22 protein-coding genes are annotated in these 23,927 nt (G+C 63.2%); 12 read left to right on the top strand and 10 right to left on the bottom strand.

Features of this window, described 5'->3' with window-relative positions:
• Positions 1–3: 3 nt before the first annotated feature.
• From MRBLSP13_RS17810 to MRBLSP13_RS17775, 8 genes are read right to left on the bottom strand one after another with little or no spacing between them, the layout of a single operon-like run.
• Positions 4–237, bottom strand: a complete 234-nt coding sequence (locus MRBLSP13_RS17810) for an acyl carrier protein (RefSeq protein WP_363737345.1) — start codon at positions 235–237, stop codon at positions 4–6.
• Positions 234–2,030: an HAD-IIIC family phosphatase gene (locus MRBLSP13_RS17805; protein ID WP_363737346.1), complete on the bottom strand. Its 1,797-nt coding sequence runs from the start codon at positions 2,028–2,030 to the stop codon at positions 234–236. The genes MRBLSP13_RS17810 and MRBLSP13_RS17805 overlap by 4 nt, the downstream gene beginning before the upstream one ends.
• Before the next feature lie 3 nt (positions 2,031–2,033).
• Positions 2,034–3,251: a polysaccharide biosynthesis protein gene (locus MRBLSP13_RS17800; RefSeq protein ID WP_363755886.1), complete on the bottom strand. Its 1,218-nt coding sequence runs from the start codon at positions 3,249–3,251 to the stop codon at positions 2,034–2,036.
• Positions 3,248–4,438 (bottom strand): glycosyltransferase, encoded by a 1,191-nt coding sequence (locus MRBLSP13_RS17795; protein ID WP_363755884.1) that lies wholly within the window; start codon positions 4,436–4,438, stop codon positions 3,248–3,250. Before MRBLSP13_RS17795 ends, MRBLSP13_RS17800 begins: the two co-directional genes overlap by 4 nt.
• Positions 4,435–5,169, bottom strand: coding sequence for a hypothetical protein (locus tag MRBLSP13_RS17790; protein ID WP_363755882.1), 735 nt, complete (start codon positions 5,167–5,169; stop codon positions 4,435–4,437). Before MRBLSP13_RS17790 ends, MRBLSP13_RS17795 begins: the two co-directional genes overlap by 4 nt.
• On the bottom strand, positions 5,162–6,325 hold the full coding sequence (locus MRBLSP13_RS17785; RefSeq protein WP_363755880.1) for an FAD-dependent oxidoreductase: 1,164 nt from the start codon (positions 6,323–6,325) through the stop codon (positions 5,162–5,164). The genes MRBLSP13_RS17790 and MRBLSP13_RS17785 overlap by 8 nt, the downstream gene beginning before the upstream one ends.
• Positions 6,318–7,295, bottom strand: a complete 978-nt coding sequence (locus MRBLSP13_RS17780) for a glycosyltransferase family 2 protein (RefSeq protein WP_363737351.1) — start codon at positions 7,293–7,295, stop codon at positions 6,318–6,320. The genes MRBLSP13_RS17785 and MRBLSP13_RS17780 overlap by 8 nt, the downstream gene beginning before the upstream one ends.
• A gap of 3 nt (positions 7,296–7,298) precedes the next feature.
• Complete coding sequence (locus tag MRBLSP13_RS17775) at positions 7,299–8,234, bottom strand: glycosyltransferase family 2 protein (RefSeq protein WP_363755879.1); 936 nt, start codon at positions 8,232–8,234, stop codon at positions 7,299–7,301.
• 242 nt (positions 8,235–8,476) lie between these two features.
• Between MRBLSP13_RS17775 and MRBLSP13_RS17770 the strand changes: the two genes are divergently transcribed.
• Genes MRBLSP13_RS17770 through MRBLSP13_RS17760 form a run of 3 tightly spaced genes read left to right on the top strand, consistent with a single transcriptional unit; the run spans position 8,477 to position 11,921 of the window.
• On the top strand, positions 8,477–10,204 hold the full coding sequence (locus MRBLSP13_RS17770; RefSeq protein WP_363755877.1) for an ArnT family glycosyltransferase: 1,728 nt from the start codon (positions 8,477–8,479) through the stop codon (positions 10,202–10,204).
• Complete coding sequence (locus tag MRBLSP13_RS17765; RefSeq protein WP_363755875.1) at positions 10,201–10,929, top strand: class I SAM-dependent methyltransferase; 729 nt, start codon at positions 10,201–10,203, stop codon at positions 10,927–10,929. The genes MRBLSP13_RS17770 and MRBLSP13_RS17765 overlap by 4 nt, the downstream gene beginning before the upstream one ends.
• Positions 10,926–11,921, top strand: coding sequence for an NAD-dependent epimerase/dehydratase family protein (locus tag MRBLSP13_RS17760; protein ID WP_363755873.1), 996 nt, complete (start codon positions 10,926–10,928; stop codon positions 11,919–11,921). The genes MRBLSP13_RS17765 and MRBLSP13_RS17760 overlap by 4 nt, the downstream gene beginning before the upstream one ends.
• 5 nt (positions 11,922–11,926) lie before the next feature.
• On the opposite strand, the gene MRBLSP13_RS17755 is transcribed toward MRBLSP13_RS17760, so the two are convergent.
• A complete protein-coding gene (locus MRBLSP13_RS17755; RefSeq protein WP_363755871.1) occupies positions 11,927–12,502 on the bottom strand; it encodes a hypothetical protein in 576 nt (191 codons plus the stop codon).
• Positions 12,503–12,570: 68 nt separating this feature from the next.
• Here MRBLSP13_RS17755 and MRBLSP13_RS17750 point away from each other — a divergent pair, with 68 nt between their 5' ends.
• The 9 genes from MRBLSP13_RS17750 to MRBLSP13_RS17710 all read left to right on the top strand — a co-directional run bounded on the left by MRBLSP13_RS17750 (position 12,571) and on the right by MRBLSP13_RS17710 (position 22,892).
• Positions 12,571–13,596 (top strand): glycoside hydrolase family 5 protein, encoded by a 1,026-nt coding sequence (locus tag MRBLSP13_RS17750; protein WP_363755869.1) that lies wholly within the window; start codon positions 12,571–12,573, stop codon positions 13,594–13,596.
• Complete coding sequence (locus MRBLSP13_RS17745; RefSeq protein WP_363755867.1) at positions 13,596–14,795, top strand: outer membrane beta-barrel protein; 1,200 nt, start codon at positions 13,596–13,598, stop codon at positions 14,793–14,795. Before MRBLSP13_RS17750 ends, MRBLSP13_RS17745 begins: the two co-directional genes overlap by 1 nt.
• Positions 14,796–14,805: 10 nt before the next feature.
• Positions 14,806–15,603, top strand: coding sequence for a polysaccharide biosynthesis/export family protein (locus MRBLSP13_RS17740; RefSeq protein WP_363755865.1), 798 nt, complete (start codon positions 14,806–14,808; stop codon positions 15,601–15,603).
• A gap of 94 nt (positions 15,604–15,697) precedes the next feature.
• On the top strand, positions 15,698–16,876 hold the full coding sequence (locus MRBLSP13_RS17735; protein ID WP_363755864.1) for an ATP-binding protein: 1,179 nt from the start codon (positions 15,698–15,700) through the stop codon (positions 16,874–16,876).
• A gap of 30 nt (positions 16,877–16,906) precedes the next feature.
• The gene (locus MRBLSP13_RS17730) at positions 16,907–18,277 is read left to right on the top strand and encodes an exopolysaccharide biosynthesis protein (RefSeq protein WP_363755862.1); all 1,371 of its coding nucleotides are present in this window, start codon (positions 16,907–16,909) and stop codon (positions 18,275–18,277) included.
• Positions 18,274–18,942: a hypothetical protein gene (locus tag MRBLSP13_RS17725; protein WP_363755860.1), complete on the top strand. Its 669-nt coding sequence runs from the start codon at positions 18,274–18,276 to the stop codon at positions 18,940–18,942. The genes MRBLSP13_RS17730 and MRBLSP13_RS17725 overlap by 4 nt, the downstream gene beginning before the upstream one ends.
• Positions 18,943–18,947: 5 nt before the next feature.
• Positions 18,948–20,834, top strand: coding sequence for a WecB/TagA/CpsF family glycosyltransferase (locus tag MRBLSP13_RS17720; RefSeq protein ID WP_363755858.1), 1,887 nt, complete (start codon positions 18,948–18,950; stop codon positions 20,832–20,834).
• The gene (locus MRBLSP13_RS17715; RefSeq protein WP_363755856.1) at positions 20,824–21,876 is read left to right on the top strand and encodes a glycosyltransferase family 2 protein; all 1,053 of its coding nucleotides are present in this window, start codon (positions 20,824–20,826) and stop codon (positions 21,874–21,876) included. The genes MRBLSP13_RS17720 and MRBLSP13_RS17715 overlap by 11 nt, the downstream gene beginning before the upstream one ends.
• On the top strand, positions 21,873–22,892 hold the full coding sequence (locus MRBLSP13_RS17710; protein ID WP_363755854.1) for a polysaccharide pyruvyl transferase family protein: 1,020 nt from the start codon (positions 21,873–21,875) through the stop codon (positions 22,890–22,892). Before MRBLSP13_RS17715 ends, MRBLSP13_RS17710 begins: the two co-directional genes overlap by 4 nt.
• A gap of 86 nt (positions 22,893–22,978) precedes the next feature.
• Here MRBLSP13_RS17710 and MRBLSP13_RS17705 read toward each other — a convergent pair whose 3' ends face one another.
• On the bottom strand, positions 22,979–23,917 hold the full coding sequence (locus MRBLSP13_RS17705; RefSeq protein ID WP_363755852.1) for a glycosyltransferase family 2 protein: 939 nt from the start codon (positions 23,915–23,917) through the stop codon (positions 22,979–22,981).
• Between the last annotated feature and the right edge of the window lie 10 nt (positions 23,918–23,927).

Genomic DNA, 23,927 nt, shown 5'->3' with positions numbered 1-23,927 from the left:
GCGTCATGCCTCGCCCAATGTCTGCGACAATTGTTCCACCGTACGTATTCCGGCAATCTGCTCCATGCTGAGGCGCACGCCATATTGCGCTTCGAACGCCGTGATGATCCGCAGATGGGCCAGCGAATCCCAGCCGGGAACCCCGTCCCGGTCCAGGCGCAGGTCTATCCGGGACGGATCGACTTCGATGATATCACCGACGAGGTTCAGCAGGTCGTCCATATCCACAGTCATCATCTCGCCTCCAGCATGATCCAGTCGCATTCCCTGAACGCGACATCCGCGCGGGAAAGCGCGTAGTCCGTGCCGTCGCCGCCCTTGATGGCGGCAAAGCCCTGATCGTCGAAAAAGCCGCGCACCGGATCGTTCTTGGCCGTCGGAACGTAGCTGCCGTGCAGGAATGCGGCGTCGCTTTCCAGAAAGCGACGCTTGACCTCATTCATCATGGCATGTTCCAGGCCGCGGCCCATGGCGCGGCAACTCATCAGCAAATGTCCGATATGGAGCGCCGTGCCCTCTCGCCTCAAGGCGCAGATCGCGACCGTGCCCAATTCCCCGAAGCGGTCGCGCAGATCCGCAACGATGAGCTGCCATGCCGGGCCGGTCATCATCGCCTCCACCTCCCCCATGGTCGGGCGGCCGGTGGTCAGGTTGAACTGGTTGGTCTTGTTGAAAAGCTGATGCACTCTCAGCAGGTCTGCAGGCCCCGCGTCGCGGACCGCCGCGCGCATGTCAAGGTCGCGCAGATAATCCATCGGATCGCAGGAAGCACACAGAGCCTCCCGCTTGGCAGCCAGCGCATATTGTTCGGTCCTGGCCCTGTCCTCCGCCGTCAACCGGCTTTTCTCGAACCAGGGCAGCGCGTCCAATATATCGACAAAGTCGGACGGATCTGGCGGCAGAAGCACCGCATGGACATCCGGGCAATATTGCCGCACGGCCGCGATCTCCGCCGCGTTGTCATCCAGGAACACCAGAGCGTCCAGACCGATATTGAGCTGGCTCGCGATCTTCTCTATACTCGCATATTTGGTATCCCAGCCTATCGCCGTCGCCGCCATGTCCGACAATTGTAGCGGCATGTCGGTACGCAGGCGAAACACTTCCTCGACATCTTCCGGATTGTTCTTGCTGCACAATGCGAGCATGATGCCGCGTTCCTTGAGCGCCTTGATGCGGAGTTGGAAGGCACGGAACGCCTCACCCACCATGTCGCCGCGGCCGATGCGGATACCGTGCGGCCCGTCCTCGCCCACCACCCCGCCCCACAGGCTGTTGTCGAGGTCCAGCACCAGGCATTTGCGCGCTGCTCCGAGTGCGCCCACAAGCGCATGGGCGAAGACCGCGCCGAATTCCCGCATCATCATGTCGGTCCAGCCCAACCCGGCGAGATAGTGCATCCGGCGGTCTATCGCATGCCGCGCGCCGACCCGGCCCATCGCTTCGACCACGTCCAGCATCATCGCCCTGGGGCGCGCCCGTACGGCGCGGATCAACGCCAGGTTCAGCTCCAGGAAGAATTCGCGCTCGCCATATTCACTGCTGAGGTCCGCGACGCCCAGCGCGCTGGAAGGACAGGGGAAATTGGCTACCATCAGCGTCGCTGTGGTGCGCATGACCGCGCTGTCGATCCAACCCTCTATCTCCGCCGCCATATCGGCCCGCAAGCGATGACGGTCCTCAACGGAAAGTTGATGGAACCGTGCGAAGGCATCGGGCCGCATCACCTCCGCCGACAGTAGCAGAACGATGACGTGGGGATCGAAGCACTGCAGCGCCTCGCCATGCAGATCCTGCATATATTGACCGAAGGGGCTGACATGGAATGCGGACATCTGGCCGACCTTCGCGGCCTCCACACGCAGGAAGGGGGTGAGAAGGTCCAGCGTGACATTGCCCATCAGCGCGACGCGCACGCCGGCCTGCGCCTCCATCTCGCGCAATAGCCTGCCGGTCTTGCGATAATCAAGCGACGCCGATCCGATGTACAGGGATTGCATCATCTCAGAAAAGCCCATTTGGGTGGTCATGTCTCAATCCTTTCCAAGCCGACGCCAGGCGAGGTGCAGGGTAAAGAGCGTGGGGATCGCACCGCCCAGCGTCGCGCCCCATAGCAGCCCGGTGATGCCGTAAGCGGCCCCGGCCAGCGCACCGCTGACCGTCAGCGCCAGACCCACCACGCCCCATCCGTTGAGCAGCACCAGATCGGCGGGCGATCCCGCCGCCGTGAGCATCGCTCGGGGGAAGGCCATGGCGACCTTTCCCACACCGTTCACGCAGGCGGCGAAGACCAGGGCCGGACTGATGGCGTAGAGGCCACCGGTCACCATCGTGGCGAGCAACGGGCCGCAGACGGCAAGGCCCGCCGTCGCCACGATGATCACCGCGAGCAGCGGCCTGGCCTCCGCCAGCACAATGGCCTGTCGGCGCGCCGGTTCCGCACCGATCAGCCGGGGCGCGAGGGTGAAGCCAACGCCGGAAGCGAGCAGGCGGAAGGGAAAAATCGCGACCGACGCCAGCACGCCGAACAACGCCAGATCCTTCAGGTCCAGCAGGATCGGAATGACGATCCGTTCGATCTGTAGCGACAGCGTGCCGAGGGCGACGAGGCCCAGCATTGACCCCGCCTCGCGCCAGCGCCGGGCGGGATGGCCGACATCGCCTTCCTTCGCCCTGCATCGCAAAAGACTCCAGCCGATCGCGCCGAAGACGATGTTTCCGGCGGCGAATATGGCAAGAGGCGTCGCCCCATGCTTGATGCCGAGAAGGACAGTCAGGGTTCCGGCAAGCAGGAGGATGAAACTGGCCGAAATCGCGAGCAGCATGGAGGCACCGGGCATCTCCCATGCGCGAAGGCCGGTGCTGGTCGCCGCGACAAGCCCGCCGCCGGCAATTGCCAAGGCCGTCAGCCATGCCTCGCCCCGGTGCAGTCCGCCCAGCAGGCCAGTTACCGCGCCCACCACACCGCCCACCACAAGGCCGGAGAGGATGAGGAAAGCCAGCAAGCCCCTTCCCGCCCGCATCGGCCCGCGCAGGAACAACTGATCCACGCCCATCGGCGTCAGCAGGCCGAAGATATTGAACAAAGCAACCGCCAGCGTGAAACGGCCATAAGCCTCCACCGGCAGCACCCGCGCCAGCAGAAGCATGCCCAGGGTGAAGGCTGCGCCCGACAGACCGAAACCCAGCGCGGCGAACAGGCTGGAGGGTGCGCCCTTCACCACCCGCGCGCTGGTGCCGATGGCCGTCATGCGGCCTCCAGCGCCGTGGGCGAAGGGGGTGTCGTGACATCTGACGAAAGCACGGCATAAGCGCTCCGCAGCCGCTCGACGAAGGCAGCATGGCCATAGTCGAGCCGAGCCCTTGTGGCCGCCGCCTTCCCCAGACCCTCTCTCAGCGCGTCGTCAGCGCAGAGCCGTCGCAGCCCTTCCGCCATGTCCTGCGGCGTTACCGGTGTCAGCATGGCGCAACGACCATCCAGAACCTGGGAATGGCTTTCGATATCGGTTGCCAGCAGCGCCCTGCCCGACGCCATATAGGAGAAGATCTTCATCGGCGTGTTCCGGCCCTTCAGGCGCGGCGAGCAGAGGATGTCCGCCTGCGCCAGATAGTGGCTGAGGCCATCCAGCGGGCGCGGCCCCAACAGATGCACGTCGCCTTCCAGCCCGCGTTGCAAGGCGAATTGCCGATGCTGCGCGACATGGTCCGCCTGGCCGCCTATTACGACCAGCGTGGGGCGCTCAACAGGCGCAAGGGCCGCCATCGCTTCGATCAGCAGGCGGACACCCTGATAGGATTCCAGATTGCCGACATAGAGCGCGAGCGGACGATCCTTCGCATAGAGGCGCAGATCTTCGACGGGTGCTGCAGCAGCGGGTCCTTCCATCGCGACGTCGGGCAGCAGATGGATGCGCCCGGGGGCTGCGAAACGGCTGGCGCTTTGCAGGATGGCGGGGCAGACGGCGATCACCAGATCGCTGCGGCGGAAGACGAATTGCTCGCATCGCTCAACGATCCAGGCGAAGACGCCGGCTCCGGGCCATTTCTCGACGATCTGCTCGCTCAGGATCGAATCCGCATCATAGACGAGGCAGATTCCGAAGAGCCGGGACAGGGGCAGCGCGAAGAAGGCCGCCTCCTCGACAGCGTGGATCACATGATGACGATAGCGCCGAAGCAGGCCGATCGCGGTGAAGAGCATCCAGAAATCGCAGGCGAGCTTCTTGAGCGAAAAGCCGATCGGGACATTCCGCACCCCCGGCGGAGCCGCGATGCGGTGATGCCGCACGCCGGGCATCGGCACGTCGCGCCCCTCATGGAAGCTCAACAGATCAACCTCATGTCCCTGCGCAGCCAAGGCTTCGGCTGCCATTCGCACGGCAATGGGCGTGCCGCGTTCCTCGTAAAAGGGCTGTGGCGCCAGCATCAATATCTTCATGAGGCCATTCTCAGGCGAAACTGGTTGCCGAGGAAATGCAACGGCCCGGCGAGCGCACCATAATGCCGCGCCTGCCTGCCGGTCGAGCGGATCAGCAGGCGCAGGTCGCGGCCGGGACGATCGGCCGAAAGCCTGCCCTGCACCATGGTCCCGAAAGTACCGATCCGCCGGGCATCGCCCCCCAACGGCAAGGGGTCCGATCCGCGCAGAACCGTCCGATGGCGGAAGCGACGTTCCGGCCAGAAAGCAGGACGCCCGCCATTGTCTCCCAACAGCAGTCGCTCCTCCGAATCTCCGGCCAGCAGCCTGTCGACCAGCCGCCCTCGCGCACCGGCCCATTTGCCGACGCCCCAGGGAAGGATGATCAGCGCGTCCGCAGCGTCCATCGCCTCGATCAATTGTTGGGCCGGCGCGCCATCGACAAAGTCGGCGGCCGTAGCCAGCGCCAGCATCTCGAGCCTTTCGGCGCTGACGACCTGCCTTCCGGCCAGCACCAGCAGGTCGGCCGAACCGGTTTCCAGCCAGAGGCTTTCCGGTTCCGCCGTGGTCCGCGCCGATGCCTTCAACGTTCCGAACGCATCGCACCCCTGTTGCTCCGCCAGCATGAAGACAGCCAGGCAATCCTTCCCACCCGCCGCCGCCATCATGCGTTCATGCGCCTGCATCAACCTGTCCCATGGGTCGTCGCCGGGATGCAGATGGACGTGCGCGTCGATCATCAGTTCAGGCATGACGCGGTCGCCATCCGCCGGTTTGCGGCAAGAGCGCGGCGGGCCACAGGCGGCGCGCCACCTGTTCGCTCAGCAGCGGCGCGGTGGTCAGCTTGCCGCCCAATAGCATATGATAGCCCTCCGGCCCGGGACGCAAATGCCGGTCTCCGGGATGAAGCGCCCGCCCGCTGCCGTCACGATCCGGCAGCAGACCGGCGTAGATGGCCAGCACCGATCCTTCGTCCAGTTCAAGGTTCGGAAGGCATTGGCGAATGGATGCGAGGGCGGACCGGACATCCTCCGCCGTCGGTTGAGGCGAAAGGCTGCCGGGTCCGGGACGGTAGAAAGTGCCGACCAGCGTCGCTGCGCCATAGCGGCGAAAGAAGAAGCTGCGGCCGCGGCCGGGCGTAGGCGACAGGGCATAGGCGTCGCTGGCGGGGGGCGCGGGAATGTCCATCAGCAGGTTGAAGGCGAGGACCGCCGCGCTCGGCACCCGGCGCGCCGGACCGAGGCAGCGCCCCGCTTGCGCGCCACCGCAATCGAATAGCAGGTCGGCAGCGATCCTCTGCTCCCGCCCGTCCTTCACGTTCCGCAACTGGACGGCCCGGACGCCTCCGCCCTGCTCGATCAGGCCGGTTATCTCAGTGGAGCGCAGGACGACGCCGCCGCGCTGCTCCACCTCAGCCAGCATTTCCCTCAGCAACGCGGGCGGGTTCAGCAACTGCGCATCATACCAGACCGCGCCGCCCAGCAGACCGTGAGTCGCGACATCATAGGCCTGCAAGACCTCCTGCCGCGAACAGGCCCCGTCTTTGGGAAGCGGCACATGCTGGCCGAGTGCCGTTCGCAGCATATGGTCAAGTCCTCGCGCGAGGGCGAACAGGCGGGGCGACCGGGGGGTGCCGTCATAGAGCGGCATCACACAGCGCAGTGGCCGGACCTGATGCGGATAGCGGTCGATATACCAGTTCTGCGCGCGGCGGCTGCGCACCCAGCGGGGGATGTTCATCGACTGGAGGTAACGCAACCCGCCATGGATGATGCCATAGCTGTTGACGGACGCGCCGGAGGGATGATCATCCCGATCGACCAGGACCGGGCACACGCCCCGTTCGAGCGCGGCCAGTGCCAGCGTGGTGCCCTGGATGCCTGCCCCTATTATTATGGTTTCAGGCATCGGCGGACACATGCTCCACGATCTTTTCGACACGATAATGCTGCTTGCCGTCGCCGCGGGTAAAGATGACGATCTCCGCGATCAGGCCGATCGCCGCGATCTGGATGCCCAGCACCAGCAGCAGCACGACCAGCACCAGCAATGGCCGGTCACTCAGCGGAATATTGCTGACCTCCCGCTGGAACAGCAGGAAAGCCATCAGGGCCAGGCTACACAGGATCGACGCCGCGCCCACAGTGCCGAAGAAGCGGAATGGACGTTGCATGAAACGGACGAGGAAGCCGACGGCCAGCAGGTCCATCATCACGTCGAAATAGACGCCCGGCTTATGCTGCGGCCGGCCCGCGTCGCTTTCCGCCTGAGGCAAGGTGAGTTGGACGACCTTGAAGCCATGCACCTCCGCCAGCAGGGGCAGGAAGCGCTGCTTTTCATCCTGGATCGGAATCTCGTCGAACACACTCCGATGGACGGCGCGGACGAGGCAACCTGGATCATCATATTTGGCCCCGGCGAAGCGCGCCATCTTCTGAAAACCCCAGCCGCGCAGCCGGTTGAACATGGCGTCCGCCCGCCTGTCGCGACGGGCGGCGACGACGTCGGCTTCGTCCAGATGGTCCAGAAGTTCGGAGATCGCCGCGCCACCGATCTGGAAATAGGCGGGCAGGAACAGCAGGTGTCGTCCGGTCGACTGGCGGATACCTTCGCGCAGGCAGGCCGATTCGCCGAACTCCCGGCCGAAGCGGATGATCTCTATGGGTTCGCCGTCGCGCTGCAATTGCTCCAGCGTGGAGACTGGGTAATCCGGCTGTCCATCGACGACGAAAATGAACTCATAACTTTTCCCCGAGGCCACGATTCTATCCCGATATTCACCGTAGACGCTTGCAACATCATCGAAACGCTTGAGGACAGGGACGATGACAGAGATGTCCATGACTTTGACCAGATCCAGCTTTGCCGTGGCAACCATTGCTCAATTCCCCGATTTGATTTGGGTCGACAGTTTCGCGCCTAGCGACGCAAAATCGGAAACATTCCCGGTCAGGCTGGCGAGCATCTGTCCGATCACCGCCCAACCCAGCAGGAACAGCGCCAGCGACAGCCAGAGTACGCCAATCGCCAGCATCGGCAGCGCCAGCCCCTCGCCCCAGATCGCTGCCGCGACGGACAGCAGGCCAAGCAGGGTGATGCCGACTATCATGTGCCGCGGCCATGCCATGGGCCGCCGCACGAAGCTAAGCAGGATGCGGATCGAAACGATGTCCAGCATCACCTTATAAATCCGCGAGAAACCATATTTGGAGACACCGAACTGACGAGGATGGTGCCGGACTTCGATCTGCGCCAGCCGCGCGCCGGCAAGGCGCGATAGGGCCGGAATGAAGCGGTGCATCTCTCCATACATGGGCAAGCACTTGATGAGGATACTGCGGAAGGCCTTCAGCGAACAGCCGCTATCCCGTACCGCCACGCCCATCAGCCGGGCCATGATGCGGTTGGCGCATTTCGATACGAAGACGCGCAGCCCGCCATCCTGTCGCTTCCTGCGCCAGCCGACGACGATGTCATGCCCGGCGTGGATCAGCTCGACCATGCGCGGTATGTCCAACGGGTCGTTCTGCAGGTCGCCGTCCATCGTGACAATGATGTCGCCGCGGGCATTCTGGATACCGGCCGCCATCGCCGCGGTCTGGCCGTAATTGCCGCGGAATTTTACTATGCGCACACGCCTGTCCCGCTCGACAACTTCCGCGGCGCGGACAAATGTCGCATCCCTGCTTCCGTCGTCAACCAGCACGACTTCATAGCTGGGTTGAAAATCCGCCAATGCATGGCTGATCGCTTCATGCAAGAGCCCTATATTGTCCTCTTCATTATAAAGAGGGACGACAATAGAAACATCGACCATGCGTTCATTCCTACAATATTATAAAATATTGCCGGCGATGCCCTCAAGATTTCCACAATCGGGTTCCACGCCAATCGATTCCGCGACCTCAGAAACACATTCACATGAATTGCAGAAACATACCATTATGTAGTCATACCTACGGCTAGGCGTTCTCCCGTATATTGACTTGAATACTGTTAGATCGAATTCTTGGGCCATCGAACATCCTGTCGGCTTTTGCCGAATGTGAGATCATATTCATGGCCACCATATCGGAGCATCTGGGATCGCGTGTTGCCCTGCCGTCGCAGAATTGCCGGCGCGCGCCCATGGCGCTGCCCGGAGCAGCCGCGTCCCTGCTTGCGGCATTGTTCGCGTGCATGGTCTACGCACTGACCATTCAGACGCGCCCGGCCCATATCGACGAATTCTATCATCTGCTGGCGGGACGTAGCTGGGCCGCGGACGGCAGCTTCGCGATCCTGGACGGGCGTTATGAACGGGCGCGCCTGTTCACCGTCATGGTCGGCAGCAGCTTCGATCTGTTCGGGCGGTCCGACCTCTGGGCGGCACGCATTCCCGCGCTGCTCTGTTCGGGCATCAGTGTGGGACTGGTCTTCCACTGGTTGCGACAGAGCGGCGGCATCTGGAGCGCAGTGACCGGCGCCGCATTGTTCGCGCTTGCCGGTTATACACTCGATATCGCGCATTTCGCTCGCTTCTACGCACTGCACGCGCTGGCGATCCTGGCTGCGGCGGGAAGCCTGTTCGTGGCCACGCGGCCGGAGAGCCGTTTCAAGCCGGGATGGCTGACTGCGGCAGCGTTCTGCCTTGCCATCGCCGCCCATCTGCAACCCGTGACGGCTATCGCCGCGATGACCATGGGATGCTGGCTGCTGGTCGATCAGCGCAAGACCATTGGGGCGATGCGCCCACTGCACCTTGTCATACTGGGCACAGTCGCGCTCGCCGGCGCAGCCATTGTCCTGTCGCAGGCGGATTCGGCGCTGGAAAGCTATCGCCATGCCGAACGCTGGGCGGTCGGATCGCAGCATGATGCCTATTATTATCTGCGCGAATTCTGGACGCAAATGCCCCTTATGCTAATGCTCTGGCCGGTCGCGCTCGTGGCGGCTTGGCGATGCAATCGCTCGCTGGCCAGCCTGTGCGCGGTCATGGTGACGCTGTGCCTGGCGCTCCACAGCTTCGCGGGGATGAAGGCGTGGCGCTACAGCTACTATGTCTTTCCGTTCATCTGCATGGCCTATGGCCTCGCGATAAGCACGCTGATCGAACGGCTCGGCGGCACCGGATCGCCGTTGCGCCCCGTCGCGCTGGCGGGCACGGCGCTATTGCTGTTGATGGGCGGAGACTTGGCCTATCGTCATTCCGCACGGCTGATGGCATCGGCCCTTGCGCAGGAACCCGCCTCACTCGCCGTCCGGGTACCTGATGGCGAATGGGACAAGGCGACAGCTGAACTGCGGCAGATCGCGCAAGGCAGCAGCCTGCTCATCACCGGTGACGACCTGCGTACCCTGGCGCATATCGGACCGTTCGACCTGTTCATCAGCCACAGCCGGCTGGGCGAGCTCAAGCCGCCGTCCGATTTCAACAGCGACTTCCGCACCGGCCGCCCGCTGATCGACAGCAGGGCAGCCCTATCCGAAGTCATCGACTGCATGGATAGCGGCGTGGTCATCGTGTCCGATCATCAGTGGCGCAACCCCATGGGCGTGCGCCCGGAAATCGCCAATGAGATCGAGCGGCGGCTGACCCCCGTCCCGACGCACAGCAGCTTCCACGTCTACAACTGGCGGCACCCAACCGTGCGGCGCGCCTGCCCCCATGTCGGGAAGCAGGCCCTTCCCGGCACAAAAGGTGCGTCCGTGGTCAGGCCCCTGCCGCCCCGCGGGCGGTGCGTGCCGTCAGGCCAGTCATGTCCGCATGCGTTCTTGAGCATTGCAGCAACCGCAGGCGCGGCATGACTGGTTTGCTTCCTCCCCCTGACCTGGAAACAGGGTCTGTCCAATATGCCCGCCGCTTTGCAGGGCCCTCGGGCGCCTATCTGCTCGACATTCAGGAGCGAGGGCTGCGCGATCTGGTCGACGATGGACCGCCCGTCCACCAAAGCGCGCTGGATGTCGGCGGCGGTCATGGACAACTTGTCGGCGGGCTGCTGGGCATGGGGCTGAAGACGACAGTCCTTGGCTCGACGGCGGACTGCGCCGAGCAATTGTTTCAGGGCACCGACACCGGCAGGGTGGACTATGTCACCGGCGATCTGCTGGCCCTTCCCTTCCCGGACGGCAGTTTTGACCTCGTTACGAGCATCAGGCTGCTGGCCCATATCGACGATCCGGACAAGCTGATGGATGAACTCTGTCGCGTCGCCCGCTACAGCGTCATCATCGATTATCCGACATTGATCGGCGCCAATGCGCTGTCGGCAGCCACCTTTCCCATCAAGCGGCTGATCGAGAAGGACACGCGCTCCTATCGCAGCTTCTGGCCGGGCCAGATCGAGCAGGCCTTCCGCCGCAACGGCTTCGCACCCCGACGCAGCTTCAAGCAATTCAGCGCGCCCATGGGCCTCCACCGCCTTGCGGGGAAACCGGTACGCATGATGGAGGAAGGATTGCGCCTCATTGGCGTTACCAGGCTGATCGGCAATCCGGTACTCCAGCGCTTCGACCGGGAGAAGGAGGCATGAGCGGGGACGAGCGCCCTGTCGTGGCGGTCACCGGTGCAACCGGCTTCACCGGCGGAGCGCTGGCACGCCGGCTGATCGGCATGGGCTATCACGTCCGGTCCATGACCCGCCGCCCGCCCAGCGCCGCCGAAAGGGAGAGCGGCATCGAATGGATCGGCGGATCGCTGACCGACACCAATGCCTTTGGCCAATTGGTGGAGGGTGCGACGACCTGCTTCCACATTGCCGCGATGTACCGGTCCGAAGGCACGCGGGAGGAATTCCTGCGCGCCAATCGCGACAGTACGGCCGCGTTGCTGGCAGAATCGCGGAAGGTGGGCGTAGCGCGCTTCGTCTATTGCTCATCCATCGGCGTGCACGGCGATGTGGCGGAAACGCCAGCCGACGAAAGCGCACCCTTCGATCCGCGCGACGCATATCAGGAAAGCAAGTTGCTGGCGGAGGACCTCTGCCGCGACGCGATGATGCAGCCCGGCATGGACGTCGTCATCATCCGCCCCTGCGCCATTTACGGGCCGGGCGATACGCGCATGCTGAAGATGTTCCGTCTGGTGCAACAGGGCCGTTTTCTGTTCATCGGATCACGGCGACCCAATTTCCACCCGGTCTATATCGACGATCTGGTCGATGGCTTCCTGCTGGCGATGACGCGCAACGCAGCACCCGGCGGCACGTTCATCATTGGTGGCAAGACTTATCTGCCCCTGCGCGATTATGTTGCGACCGCGGCCAATGTGCTGAACGTGCCGACGCCCAAACGCACCGTACCATATGGGCTGGTCAATCTGGCCGCGCACGGCTGCGAACTGCTCTGCGCGCCGCTGGGCCTGCAGCCCCCTCTGCACCGCCGCCGCCTGACCTTCTTCAAGCATAACCGCGCCTTTTCCATCGCGCGGGCGGAGGGAGCGCTGGGCTTCCAGCCCACCGTCGGGCTGGAGGAGGGCTTCCGCCGCACCGTCGCATGGTATCGCAATGAAGGGTTGCTGGCGTGAGCGTTTCAACCGACCAGGCGCTTGACGCGCCCACGGTCACGCCGGTCCCGGCGATGGAGGCCGAGCGCGGCCGCGCCCGCGACCATGCCCGCCAGGGCCGTAACCGGCGCCACAACCCCGCACAGCGCGGCGATACCGCAGACCGTGCCCGCGCCGGCGCTCCATCGAACGAAGCGGGAAGCACCCGCGCCATATTGTCGCAATATGGCCTCCAGATCGGCTATGGCGATCCAGTCCCGGCTGACCGGTGGACGCACAGCGATCGGCCGCACCGCACCATCGGGGCAGGTCAGCGATTTCACCAGCAGGAAATCGCCCGCCGCGATAGCCATGGAAATCGGGAGGGAAAGCGACAGCAAGGCGCCCGAAGACCGCCGATAATGGATTGGCCGGGTGCCGCCCGGTTGAGGCGCGCCGAGATCTACGACCCTGCCCTTTTCCTGGAGCAATCCCACCATGCCGAAATGGGTAGGCACATTGTCGGCACCCTGAAACCAGGGGAAGGCATCCGCCTCCATCATGTCGGGTGGGGGATCGCCGGGCAGGGCCTTTGCGAGCAGGTCGGCTTTCGCGCTCATCATGTCTCCTTCCCTTCAGCACCTAGCGGGGACGCAGGCACATCGCCATGGCAACAAAGGGACTTCATCCGATGAGGGTGGCAACTCGCCTCGCCACGGCGCCGCTGCTGATGCTGCTGGCCCTGCCGCTGACTGCCGAGCAACCTGCCACCGGGCGCGCACCCCTGTCGGGCGTCAACATAGCCGGTGGGGAATTCAACTCCGCCCGCAAGCCCGGTATCTTCGGGAAGGATTATATCTATCCCGACGCAAAGACGGCCCAGCCCTTCATTGACATGGGAATGCAAGTTGTCCGCGTGCCGATCCTTTGGGAACGGGTGCAGCCGACGCCGTTGAAGCCACTCTCCACGACGGAGATGGCCTTGATCGACAAGTCGCTCGCCAGTCTGGCGCCGTTCCGGACCATCGTGCTGGATGTCCATAATTATGGCCGGTATAACGGCCAGAGGCTGGATCAGATTTCCAATGGTTCCGCCATGCTGGCCGATCTGTGGCAGCGGCTGGCAGAGCATTACAAGGGCGATGATGCCATCGCCTTTGGTTTGATGAACGAGCCCTATGGCATGACGCCCGCCGCCTGGCGGCTGCTGGCGGACGGCAGCGTCGCGGCGATCCGGCGAACGGGGGCCGCAAATCTCATCCTGGTGCCGGGCTCGAAATATAGCGGCGCACACAGCTGGACCGCTGGCGGATCGAACTCCAATGCGCTCGCCTTCGCAAATTTCCACGATCCCGGCAGCAACTATGCCTTCGAAATGCACCAATATCTCGACACAGACAGTTCCGGCACTGCGACGAGCTGCGTCAGTCCGGACATGATCGACGCTCACCTGGCGGGCGCGACGACATGGCTGCGGACCAATGGTCATCGTGGTTTTCTGGGGGAATTCGGTGCGCCGCCAAACGACAATTGCCTGCACGGTCTCGACATTCTGCTCACCCATTTGCGCGCCAATGGCGACGTCTGGATGGGATGGACCTATTGGGCAGGCGGCGCCTGGTGGGGCACGCGCTATCCGATGAGCGTTCAGCCGATCGACGGCCCGCGTCCACAGGCTGCGATCCTCAGCAAATATATCGTTGCAAGAGAGCCCTGATGAAGCAGTTTTCCGTCATGAGCGCTGCCGCCACGGCGGCCTTCATGATCCCGCAGGCGGCCTTGTCCCAGACCGAGGTGGAGGTTCCACCCGACGGCTTGCGAGTCAGGCCGACCGTGCGCCTGCTCTACGACAACAACATCCTGCGACAGAATGACGATCTGGTCACGGGGGAACAGGACGACCTGCGCATCACGCCCAGCGTGGATGTGACCTACCGGCGGCAGTTCGGCCTTCACCAGCTGACGGTGATCGGGTCGGCAGGTTATGATTTCCACCAGCGTTTCGAATTTCTGGACCGGGAACGGATCAGTCTTCAGGCCGACGGCGATCTATCCGTTTCCGGTTACTGCCATGTCCATCCTCGGGCGCGCTTGAACTTCGCACAGTCGAATCTGTCCGATCAGGGTGTGATCGACGGCAACACCCAAAAAACGCTGGATTATCGCATCGCCGTCGATTGCGAGAAGCCCTATGGTTTCTTTCCCGTGGCCGCCGTCGGCTATCTTAACACCAGCAACAGCGCTTCACGACGCCGCGTGTTCGATATCGATACGTCCACGGCGATGGCGGGCATCGGCTATTCCATGGCCAGCTTGGGCGAAATCCGCGTAACGTTCCAATATGAGCGCTTTCGTCGCCCCAATGCCGACGAGGCAATAGACGATCTGCCCGACGGCGCCGAGAATCATCGCGCGGGCATCCTCTTCCGTCGGGCCGTTGCCCCGCGCCTGAGCTGGCAGCTGGGCGCCAATTATTTCAGGACCAAGCCGCGCGCGCCAGGCATTGCGGATTTCTCTGGCCTGGGGGTGGAAGCACGGGCGGCCTATACCCCCTCCAACCGGCTGTCGATCAGGTTCGATGTCGATCGCAGCTCGCGCAATCAGAGTAATACGGGCGCGACCTATATCGTACAAACCGACTTCACCCTGCGCGGTAATCTGAAGCTCGGCGGGCGGTCGAGCCTCTCGCTCGGCGGAACCTATAGCCGCCGCCTGTTCAAGGGCGAGCTGCAGCTCGACACTCCACTGCTGCGACGGTCGGACCGCACCAGCGCAGTCTTCGCGGGCTATCGTTACCAGTTGCGCGGCCGCCTCAATGCCGGAGCGGAGATACGCCACGAATGGCGAACAACGGCCGTCGACCAGTTCCGGTATAAAAGTACGTCGGGCCTGCTGTTCGTCGGACTGGATCTATGAGGTACTGGCCATGAAACCGATCTTCCCCGCCCTTTCCGTCCTGGCCCTCGCATTCCTTGCCGCTGCCGTCCCGGCGGTGGCGACGGATGCCGCGCCGGGCGCGGCTCTGGCGTCCAGTTATATATTGGGCGCCAATGACGAGATAAGGGTGTCCGTCTTCGGCGCCTATCCATTTGACGTCAAAACCCGGATCAAGGAGAACGGCAACGTCACCCTGCCCAGCGTCGGGGAAGTCATGGCGCAGGGCGTGACCGCCAGCACACTGGCGACCAAGGTGCGCGACCAGTTGAAGGCGGGCGGCTATTTCGTCAATCCGATCGTCAATGTAGAGGTCGTGAGCTATGTCAGCCGGGCCGTAACAGTGTTCGGTAATCTCCAGAATCCCGGCATCTATCCGCTGGACCGGCCACAGACAATCGCAATGATGCTGGCCCGCACCGGCGGCGCGCGCACCGATGCAGCCGACTATGCCATATTGCAGCGCCAGGGCGAGGAGGACCGCCGCGTCCCGCTCGAAGATCTGAGCGGCGTGACAGGAACCGGGCAGATGCTGCGCCCCGGCGACTCCCTGTTCGTGCCCAAGGCCGAGGATGTGTTCATCTACGGCCAAGTCAACAAGCCCGGCAAGATCCCCTATGAAAGCGGCATGACGCTGCGCCAGATGCTGGCGCAGGCGGGAGGTCCGACATTGGGCGGATCTGAAAAGAAGATCAGCCTCAATCGCGGCAATCAGAGAATCAAGCGCGCCGATCTGGACATGCTGGTGAAGCCCGGTGACGTCTTCACTGTCCAGGAACGCATCTTCTGACCAGGCTGGGAAGGATCCCGAAATGTCCCTGTTTTCCAGGATACTTCAATGGCTGAGGCCGAGACGCACCAAGAGCGAGGAGTTGGCGCGTCGCATGGCGGCCATCCGCACCGCCGTCGCTGCACCTGCTACGCCACAGTCCTCGACAGCCGACATGTTGAAGTCGGCCATCCGCAAGGGGTTCAACTCGACCCAGCCCGTCACCAGTTCCAGCCATCTTCACGGCCGGCAGGACCAGTTGGAACTACTGTGCGAGGGCGTACTGGACCGGGGCAATCACGCCCTGATCTACGGCGCGCGCGGGTCCGGCAAGACCTCGCTGGCGCGTGTCTTCGCCAATATGGCCGACGAACGGGGTTTGGTCGTCCTCTATTCAGCCTGCGAACCCAATCAGGATTTCGGCGCGCTCATCAAGCCCTATGTCGATGCTATGGCAGGGACGCGGATAGAATGGCCCGCGGATCGTCCGGTCAATCCACGGGACGTGATCGAACAGATCGCGCCTCGCACGCGTCGTCGCTTCGTGCTGATCCTGGACGAATTCGACCGCATCACCGACCGTCCCGCGCAACATGACGTCGCCAGGTTGATGAAGATGCTTTCCGACGCGGCGATACCGGTCCATATCGTCGCAGTGGGCATCGCCGCAGGAGTGGACGCCCTGATCGCGGGTCATGCCTCCCTGCGGCGTCACATGTCCGTGATTCCGATTTCGCGGATAGAATCCCAGGCCGTGTTCGACATCATAGCCAGGGGTGCGGCGTCGGTCGGCATGAGCTTCACCGATGCCAGCCGCGAGACCATTGCGCATCTCGCCTGCGGGTCGCCCTATCATGTCCGGCTGTTCTGCGCTCTTGCCTGTTTCGAGGTGATCAAGCGGAAGGAACGGAAAGTCGGCCTGCCTGCCACGCTGGCGGGGGTGTCGCGGGCTGTGAATGACTGGGCGCTCACCAATGCGGAGGATGCAGCGCTGTTCCGGAAGGTGATCACAACGAACAGCCCGCACTGGAACATCATCGAAACCATCGTCCGTACCACAGCCGCCCAAGGTTTCATGACCCGGGCCGCAAGGAATGATGAAAGAGGCGATTGCATTTTGTTCCAGTTGAGGAATGCATTGATCATCGATGCGGAAAATGATCGCATTACATTCCGGGACAGTCTCGCACCGCAATTTTTTCTGGCCATGCTGTTCGCGGCCCAGAACAGCGAGAAAATCGACGAAAACATCATCAGCATGAACGATTTTCATCGCCAGATCGCCGCTGAATAGATCGGATCGCCATCAAACAGGATAGTGACTATGCTGATATTGGACATAATTCGCGCGATATTGCAGCGTTGGCGACTGATGGCGGGAATATTCTGCGGCGTGATGCTGCTCACCGCGATCTGGATATTGATGACGCCGCGCGAATATGTGGCGTCGGCCACGCTGCTGTTCGATACTCGCGCGCCCGACCCGCTGCCGGGCGAGACCCGCACGGCCAGCGAGCCCGCCGCCATGCTGGCGACCGAGGCGCAGATATTGCGCGGCGAGGCAATCACGAGCCATGTCGCCCGCGTCCTGGGTCTCGACAAGGATCCCGAATTGCACAAGCAATGGTTCGACCAGACCAATGGAACCCAGACCTTCCAGGGATGGCTCAACCGGCGCGTCCAGAGCGGGCTGGAGGTCACGCCCAGCTCAACGGGCAGCACCATCGACATCGCCTATCGCAGCACCAATGCGACGAAATCGGCTGAGATGGCGAATGCCTTTGCCGACGCGTTCAACAGGACGCGCCTGTCGATGAGCAATGAATTCACCCAGCGCTATGCCGAATGGTTCAAGACGCGCCTCGGCGAATCCGAAACGCGGATGGAAAGGGCGCAGGGCGAACTGGCGAAGTTCCAGCGCGAGCATGGCATTGTCTCGACCGGCGCGATCGATGCGGAAAGCACGCGGCTGAGCGAACTGTCGTCCAAATTGTCCGCCGCCGAGGCTTCTGCAGCCGATGCGGGCGCCCGCGCCGCGGCCGGGGCAAGCATGCCTGAAGTGCAGTCGAGCGGGGTAGTGCAGGGATTGCGAGCGCAGATCGCGACGAAATCGGCCGAAATTCGTCAGATGTCGGCAGAACTGGGGCCAAGCCATGAACTGATGCGTGCGGCCCATTCGCAACTCGCCCAATTGCAGACAGCACTGGCGCAGGAAACGGCCAAGACGTCGGGCAGCCTGTCCGCAGCCAGTTCCGCTGCTGCGGCCAACCGGGGCGCCATGCGGTCGCTGCTGAACCAGCACCGCGCCCGCATGCTGTCGCTGGCTGGCGACCGCGGCAAGCTCAATGTGCTGGAAAGCAATGTGGAATCGGCCAAGAAGCAATATGAGACCGAGACGCAGCAACTGGCCGAACTGCGCGCCAAGAGCAGCATCCCCTCGCTGAACGTGCTGCATCTGAACGCGGCGGAGGCGCCGTTGCTGCCGAACGCGCCGAACATCCCCGTGCGGCTGCTGATGATGACGATATTGGGCCTGATGCTCGCCATCGGCACGGCAGTCCTGCTGGAATGGCTCCAGCCCCGCGTCCGCAGCCGCGATGCCGTCGGATATCTGACCGGAGTGCCTATGCTGGGACAGGCCGATCTCCGTCACATCGGACAGCAACTCCGCCTTGAAGGAACCAAATGGTCATGAGACTCCGATCCACCGAAAGAACCGAGGAACCCGGCGCGATCTTCATCGCTGCGGGCCAGAACAAAGAGGCCGGAATGGAGGCCCCGGCTCCGGTTCAGGTCGATCCGCTGGTCGTGGCGATCAGCGACCCGGAAGACCGGCTGGCGGAGCAGGCGCGGGACATACAGTCGACACTGGCTGCACTTCGCCTGGCCGACGGACGGGTGCCCTCCTCCATCGCGGTACTCACGATTGGCGCGGTCGACGAGGCGGCTATCCTGACCGCCAATGTCGCCGTATCGGCGGCGATGAGCGGGCTGCGGACGCTGCTCGTCGACATGAAACAGTCGGACTTCCTGCAGCACCGGCTGCTCGGCCAATCGCCGGTCATGGCGACCGATCCGGACGACGATCTCCATGCCTTCATCCGACCTGCCTTGATCCCCCGACTATCGCTTCTCGCGGCGACGTTTGACTGTCGGGGCCTGGCCGACATGATGGCCGATTTCGATTTGTGCCTGGTCGATGCCAGCCATGTCGAGGATCTCGCTCTGGCAGCGGCCAGCGCGGAGGTGGCGATATTGGCCGTCAGCCGCGACGCCACTACGACCGCGGACCTCAAATCCACGATCAACAAGCTGTCGATACTGGGCATGCCGTTGATCGGCACGGTCATGATCGTGTGACACGCATGAAGATCGTCCATATCTCGCGCCAATATTATCCCGGCATCGGCGGGCTGGAGAATTTCACCCGCAACCTCTGCGAGGAGCAGGCACGGGCAGGCCATGATGTCCGCATGGTCACGCTGAACCGCATCTTCGACGGCGACGGCGCGGAACTGCCCGCGCGGGAGACGATGGGCGGCGTGGAGATCGTCCGCCTGCCCTTCCGCGGTGGACGGCGCTATCCGATCGCGCCCTCGGTGCTGCGCCATGTGCAGGATTGCGATCTGATCCATGTCCATGCCATGGATTTCTTCGTTGATTTCCTCGCGCTCACGCGATTCTTGCACAAGAAGCCGATGGTGCTCAGCACGCATGGCGGCTTTTTCCACACCAATTATGCGCAGCGGCTGAAGCAGGTCTATTTCCACAGCATATCTCGTCTGTCGCTGAGCCGTTTCAACGCGACGATCGCCTGTAGCGAGGCGGATCAGAACAGCTTTGCGCGCATTTGCGGCCCGAGGCTGATGCTGGTGGAAAATGGCGTCGACATCGACAAATTTGCAGCCACCGCCGACCCGGATGCGCGGACAATTCTCTATTTCGGCCGCATCGCCCCCAACAAGCGGATTGACCGGCTGATCCGCTGGTTCGCCGCGTTGAATGCGCTCGACCCCGGCTGGTCGCTGGTCGTCGCGGGCAAGCCGATGGGTGTCGCCATCCCTGACCTGCGCCGGATCGCTGGCGAACAAGGCGTAGTCGAGAAGATCGAATTTCACGATAGCCCCAGTGACGAGGCGCTTCGCGCGCTGATCGGGCGCAGCAGCATCTTCGCTTCGGCCAGCGCCTATGAAGGGTTCGGTATATCGTTGATCGAAGCGGTCTCCGCCGGCCTCTATCCCGCCGCCAGCGACATTCCGGCGCATCGCCGGTCCTGCGAGAAACTGGGTGTCGGTACGCTCATGCATTTCGACGATCCACTGTCCGCGGCGCGGCTGTTCAAGGATTTCCGCACGGCCAGAGCCGGGGGAGCCCTGAAGGACGCGGAGGAACCGCTGCGGAGCTATAGCTGGCCGCAGGTCTCGGCGCGCATCGTACATATTTATGACCAAATATTGGGCCATCGCCAACGGACCATCGGCCCGGTGAAGGTTGCCGTACTCTCCCAGGCGGAGGCACTGGCGCAAATCCGCTGTCACATACGTGCGCAAAGCCCCAGGATCATCGCCTTCTGCAACGCTCATATGGCCAATCTGGCGCGGCAGAACGACCGGTTGGCCAGAGCTCTGAGTGACGCGCTGGTGCTGAACGACGGTATCGGCGTCGATCTGGCGAGCCGCCTGCGCTACGGTCGGCCCTTTCCCGTCAACCTCAACGGCACGGATTTCATCCCGGTCCTGCTGAAAGATCATCCCGAACGGCTCCGGTTGTTCCTAGTCGGCGCGGCTCCAGGCGTGGCGGAGCGAGCGGCGGCGACACTCTCCCGCCTGTGCCCGCGCCTTTCCATCGTGGGAATGCGGCACGGCTTCTTCGACCAGCAGGAGGAAGCAGACCTCAGCGAACAAATCCGGACAAGCAAAGCTGATCTGGTGCTCGCCTGCATGGGCAATCCTCGGCAGGAAATCTGGGCGGCGCGCTGGGCGCCGGAATTCGGACGACCCGTTCTCTGTGGCGGCGCTTTGCTCGACTTCCTCGCCGGACGGGTGCGGCGCGCCCCGGCCTGGGTGCGGCGGGTGCGGTTGGAATGGGTCTGGCGGCTGTGGCAGGAACCCTCGCGACTCGCGGATCGCTATCTGCTCGGCAATCTGAGCTTCATCGTCCGTGCACTGAAGGATGCCCGGCGCGGGCATAATTGGGAGGATATGCCTCCGCCTGCCCCAACCACCGCCCTGCGGGGGACCGATGCAGCCTGACCCCAGCATGGCCCTGGGCCGAACGGACATCCCGAAGCGCATATCGGTCATCATCCCGTTCTTCCAGAGAAAGCGCGGGCTGCTGCGCGAGGCTCTCCGGTCGGTCGCCTGCCAATATCTTCCCTGGCCTGCCGAAGTTGAACTGATCGTCGTCGATGACGGTTCGCCGGTCGCGGCCGATCTCGATGCCGATAACCTCGTCCTCCCCGACTGGATCAGGCTGCGCATCCTCCGCCAGGCCAATGCGGGCCCGGCTGCAGCGCGCAACCATGGTCTGGACGCCATGTCGCCAGATTCCCACTATATCGCCTTTCTGGACTCCGACGACCAATGGTCGACCCACCATCTCGCCTGCGGGATCGACACGTTGGGGACGGCGAATGATTTCTACTTCTGCGACAGCGCCATGCCGCCGACGACCATGTTTGCGGCCATGGCATTTTTCCGGACACTGCCGACCCAACATGGTGTCGAACCACTCGACGGCACGCGCAGCACCTATCGCTTCATCGGGGCAAATGGCGGATCGTCGATGATGCGTGATTACCTGTGCCAGACGTCGTCGGTGATCCTGCGCGCTTCGGCTTTGGGACCACTGCGGTTCGAGGAGAGCCTGCGTCATGCCGGGGAGGACTGGTTGATGTGGGCGCGGCTGGCGCATCGGGCGCGGGGCATCTCCTTCTCGCTTTCCGCTAACAGCGTGCGCGGCGAAGGCATCAACCTGTATCGCGACGCTCATGAGCGCCTGAGCGGGCGCAATCTGCGTCGCATCCTCTCCATGATCCGGATGAACGAGTTGATGGGCGCGATCGACGGCATCGATGCGCAAAGCCTGATGCTGACACAGCAACGGCGACGCAGCTTTCAAATGGAACTGGCGGCGATTCTGATGCACCCGCGGCTTTATCTGGGCCTGACGGACCAGCTCCAGCGAGCGACGATCGCAAGGGCATATCGGCATCTGGGACGCGAACTGCCCGGCTATTGGACGGAAATAGCGCGCCGCAAGCTACATCCCGATATGCGGGAGGTGTCCGTATGAAGCTCTATTACTATCGGGCGACGCAGGGAAATTTCGGTGATGACCTGAACAGCTGGCTCTGGGAAGAGCTGGCGCCAGGCCGCTGGTCGGACGAGGATGATGGGGAGCTGTTCTGCGGGATCGGCACGATCATCGGCAACGACATGCCGCAGGCGAAAAGGATCAGGGTGTTTTCCAGCGGAATCGGCTATCGTCCCCTGCCCGCCGATTTCAACAGCGAGCGTTGGAACGTCACGGCCCTGCGCGGGCCGCTGACCGCACAGGTGGTCGGGCGCCCGGAACTGGCGGTGGCAGATGGCGCGCTGCTGCTATCGACGCTGCCGCGGCTGAGGCCTCTGGCCGCGGAAGAACGGCACGGAACGATCCTCATTCCCCATTATGAGGCGATGGATGAAGGCCCTTGGGAAACGGCGTGCAGGCTGGCGGGCGTGGAACTGGTCGATCCCCGGCAATGCGGGCATCGTGTTATCGAGCGCATCCGAACAGCGCGGTTGGTGATAGCGGATTCCATGCATGCCGCGATCATCGCGGATACGATGCGGGTGCCCTGGGTTCCTGTGGCATCCTCCCGGCGTATCAACAGCTTCAAATGGCTCGATTGGACCCTGTCGCTGGACCTGCCCTATGAACCGATCGTGCTGCCATCGATCAGCCTAGGAGCCTATTATGAGGGGCAGGTGCAGCGCTGCACCGGACAGGATTTCCGTTTACCGCGGCCGGACAGGGAGAGTGCCATGGCACATTACCGGCGGATGATGCGCCGGGAAGGCAACAGGCTATGGCAATCCGTGCGGCCCAAGCTGAGACACCATCTGCGTGCGCTGCCAGGGCGCCTGCCGGCGCAAGCAGCCGCGCGGGACGCGATGGCGCGGTGGGACAGGCGGCGAACGGAGCGGATGGCAATGGTTTTGCATCAACTGGACAGTGCGCCTGCCTTCATGAGCGGCGACATGATTTTCCAGCAAAGGGTCGAGCAGTTGAGCAGTGCGCTGAATGGGATCGCAGGAGGGCGGTGAAATGGGTGGAAAGGAAACGGTTTCCTTGCGCTGCTTTTTGACTGGAAGATCGCTGATGGCAGATTTTGGACCAGGTTGCATTGTCCCTACCGCGCCGACGCCCGCGCCCGATGTCGCCGGACAAGGTGGCGGGCCAGCATTGGCCAACTGCGCCGGTCGCGCAGCATTTCCATCAGTAGTGCCCACGGCCGCCGGGCGCGCAGGTGGGAATAGGCGCGATTCCAGATCGCCTGATCGCGAATTGCGTCCGCCCTTTTCGACAACAGGCGCGCCAATGCCCTGTCTGCCCGAATGCGCGGGCGGGCGAGCAGGCCCAGCGTATGCTCGCGCATAGACTGGAGGTTGAGAATAGTGCGCGACTGGCCCGAACTGTCCGAGGAGATCGAACCGATGCGCTGGGTGAAGAGATAAAACCCCTCGCCCATCAGCATGAAGCGCGCGCCGGCCAGCAACCAGTCCAGAACAAAGGCGAAATCCTCCCCATGACGCAGATCGGGCGGATATTGCAGCCCGCGTGCAGTCAGGAATCGGCGGTGAAATATTGGCTTGAGCTGGCCATAATCGAAGGGGGAACGGCCGGTCATGCAATGCCCGACGAAATCCGCCGCGCTGACCTGCTGCACATGATCGTCCGCCAGCCTGAAAGCCCGGCCCGCCAATGCCTGCGCCTGCCAGTCGAAGAACAGCAGATTGTCGGCCACCAGATCAGCCTCATGCCGCCTGGCCAGCCCGATCATACGCTGCAACCGACCCGGAAGGAACGCATCGTCGGCGTCAAGTATCGCGACCCAGTCGCCCTGCGCTGCGGCCAACCCCTTGTTGCGCGCGATCGAAGGTCCGCCATTCTCCGTGCTGACGATCAGGCGGACATTATCGTGTGCCAGCGCCAGTTCCTGCGCCACTCGAACGGTGTCGTCGCTCGACGCATCGTCGATGATCAGGACTTCGACGGATATCTTTTGCGCCAGAGCCGAACTGACCGCGCGCGCCAGCGTATCCTGCGCGTTATAGGCCGCAATTATCACGGAGACACAA

The organism is Sphingobium sp. LSP13-1-1.1 (genome assembly GCF_040676415.1).
GTDB lineage: Bacteria > Pseudomonadota > Alphaproteobacteria > Sphingomonadales > Sphingomonadaceae > Sphingobium.
This window is presented reverse-complemented; position numbering and strand designations above follow the sequence as displayed.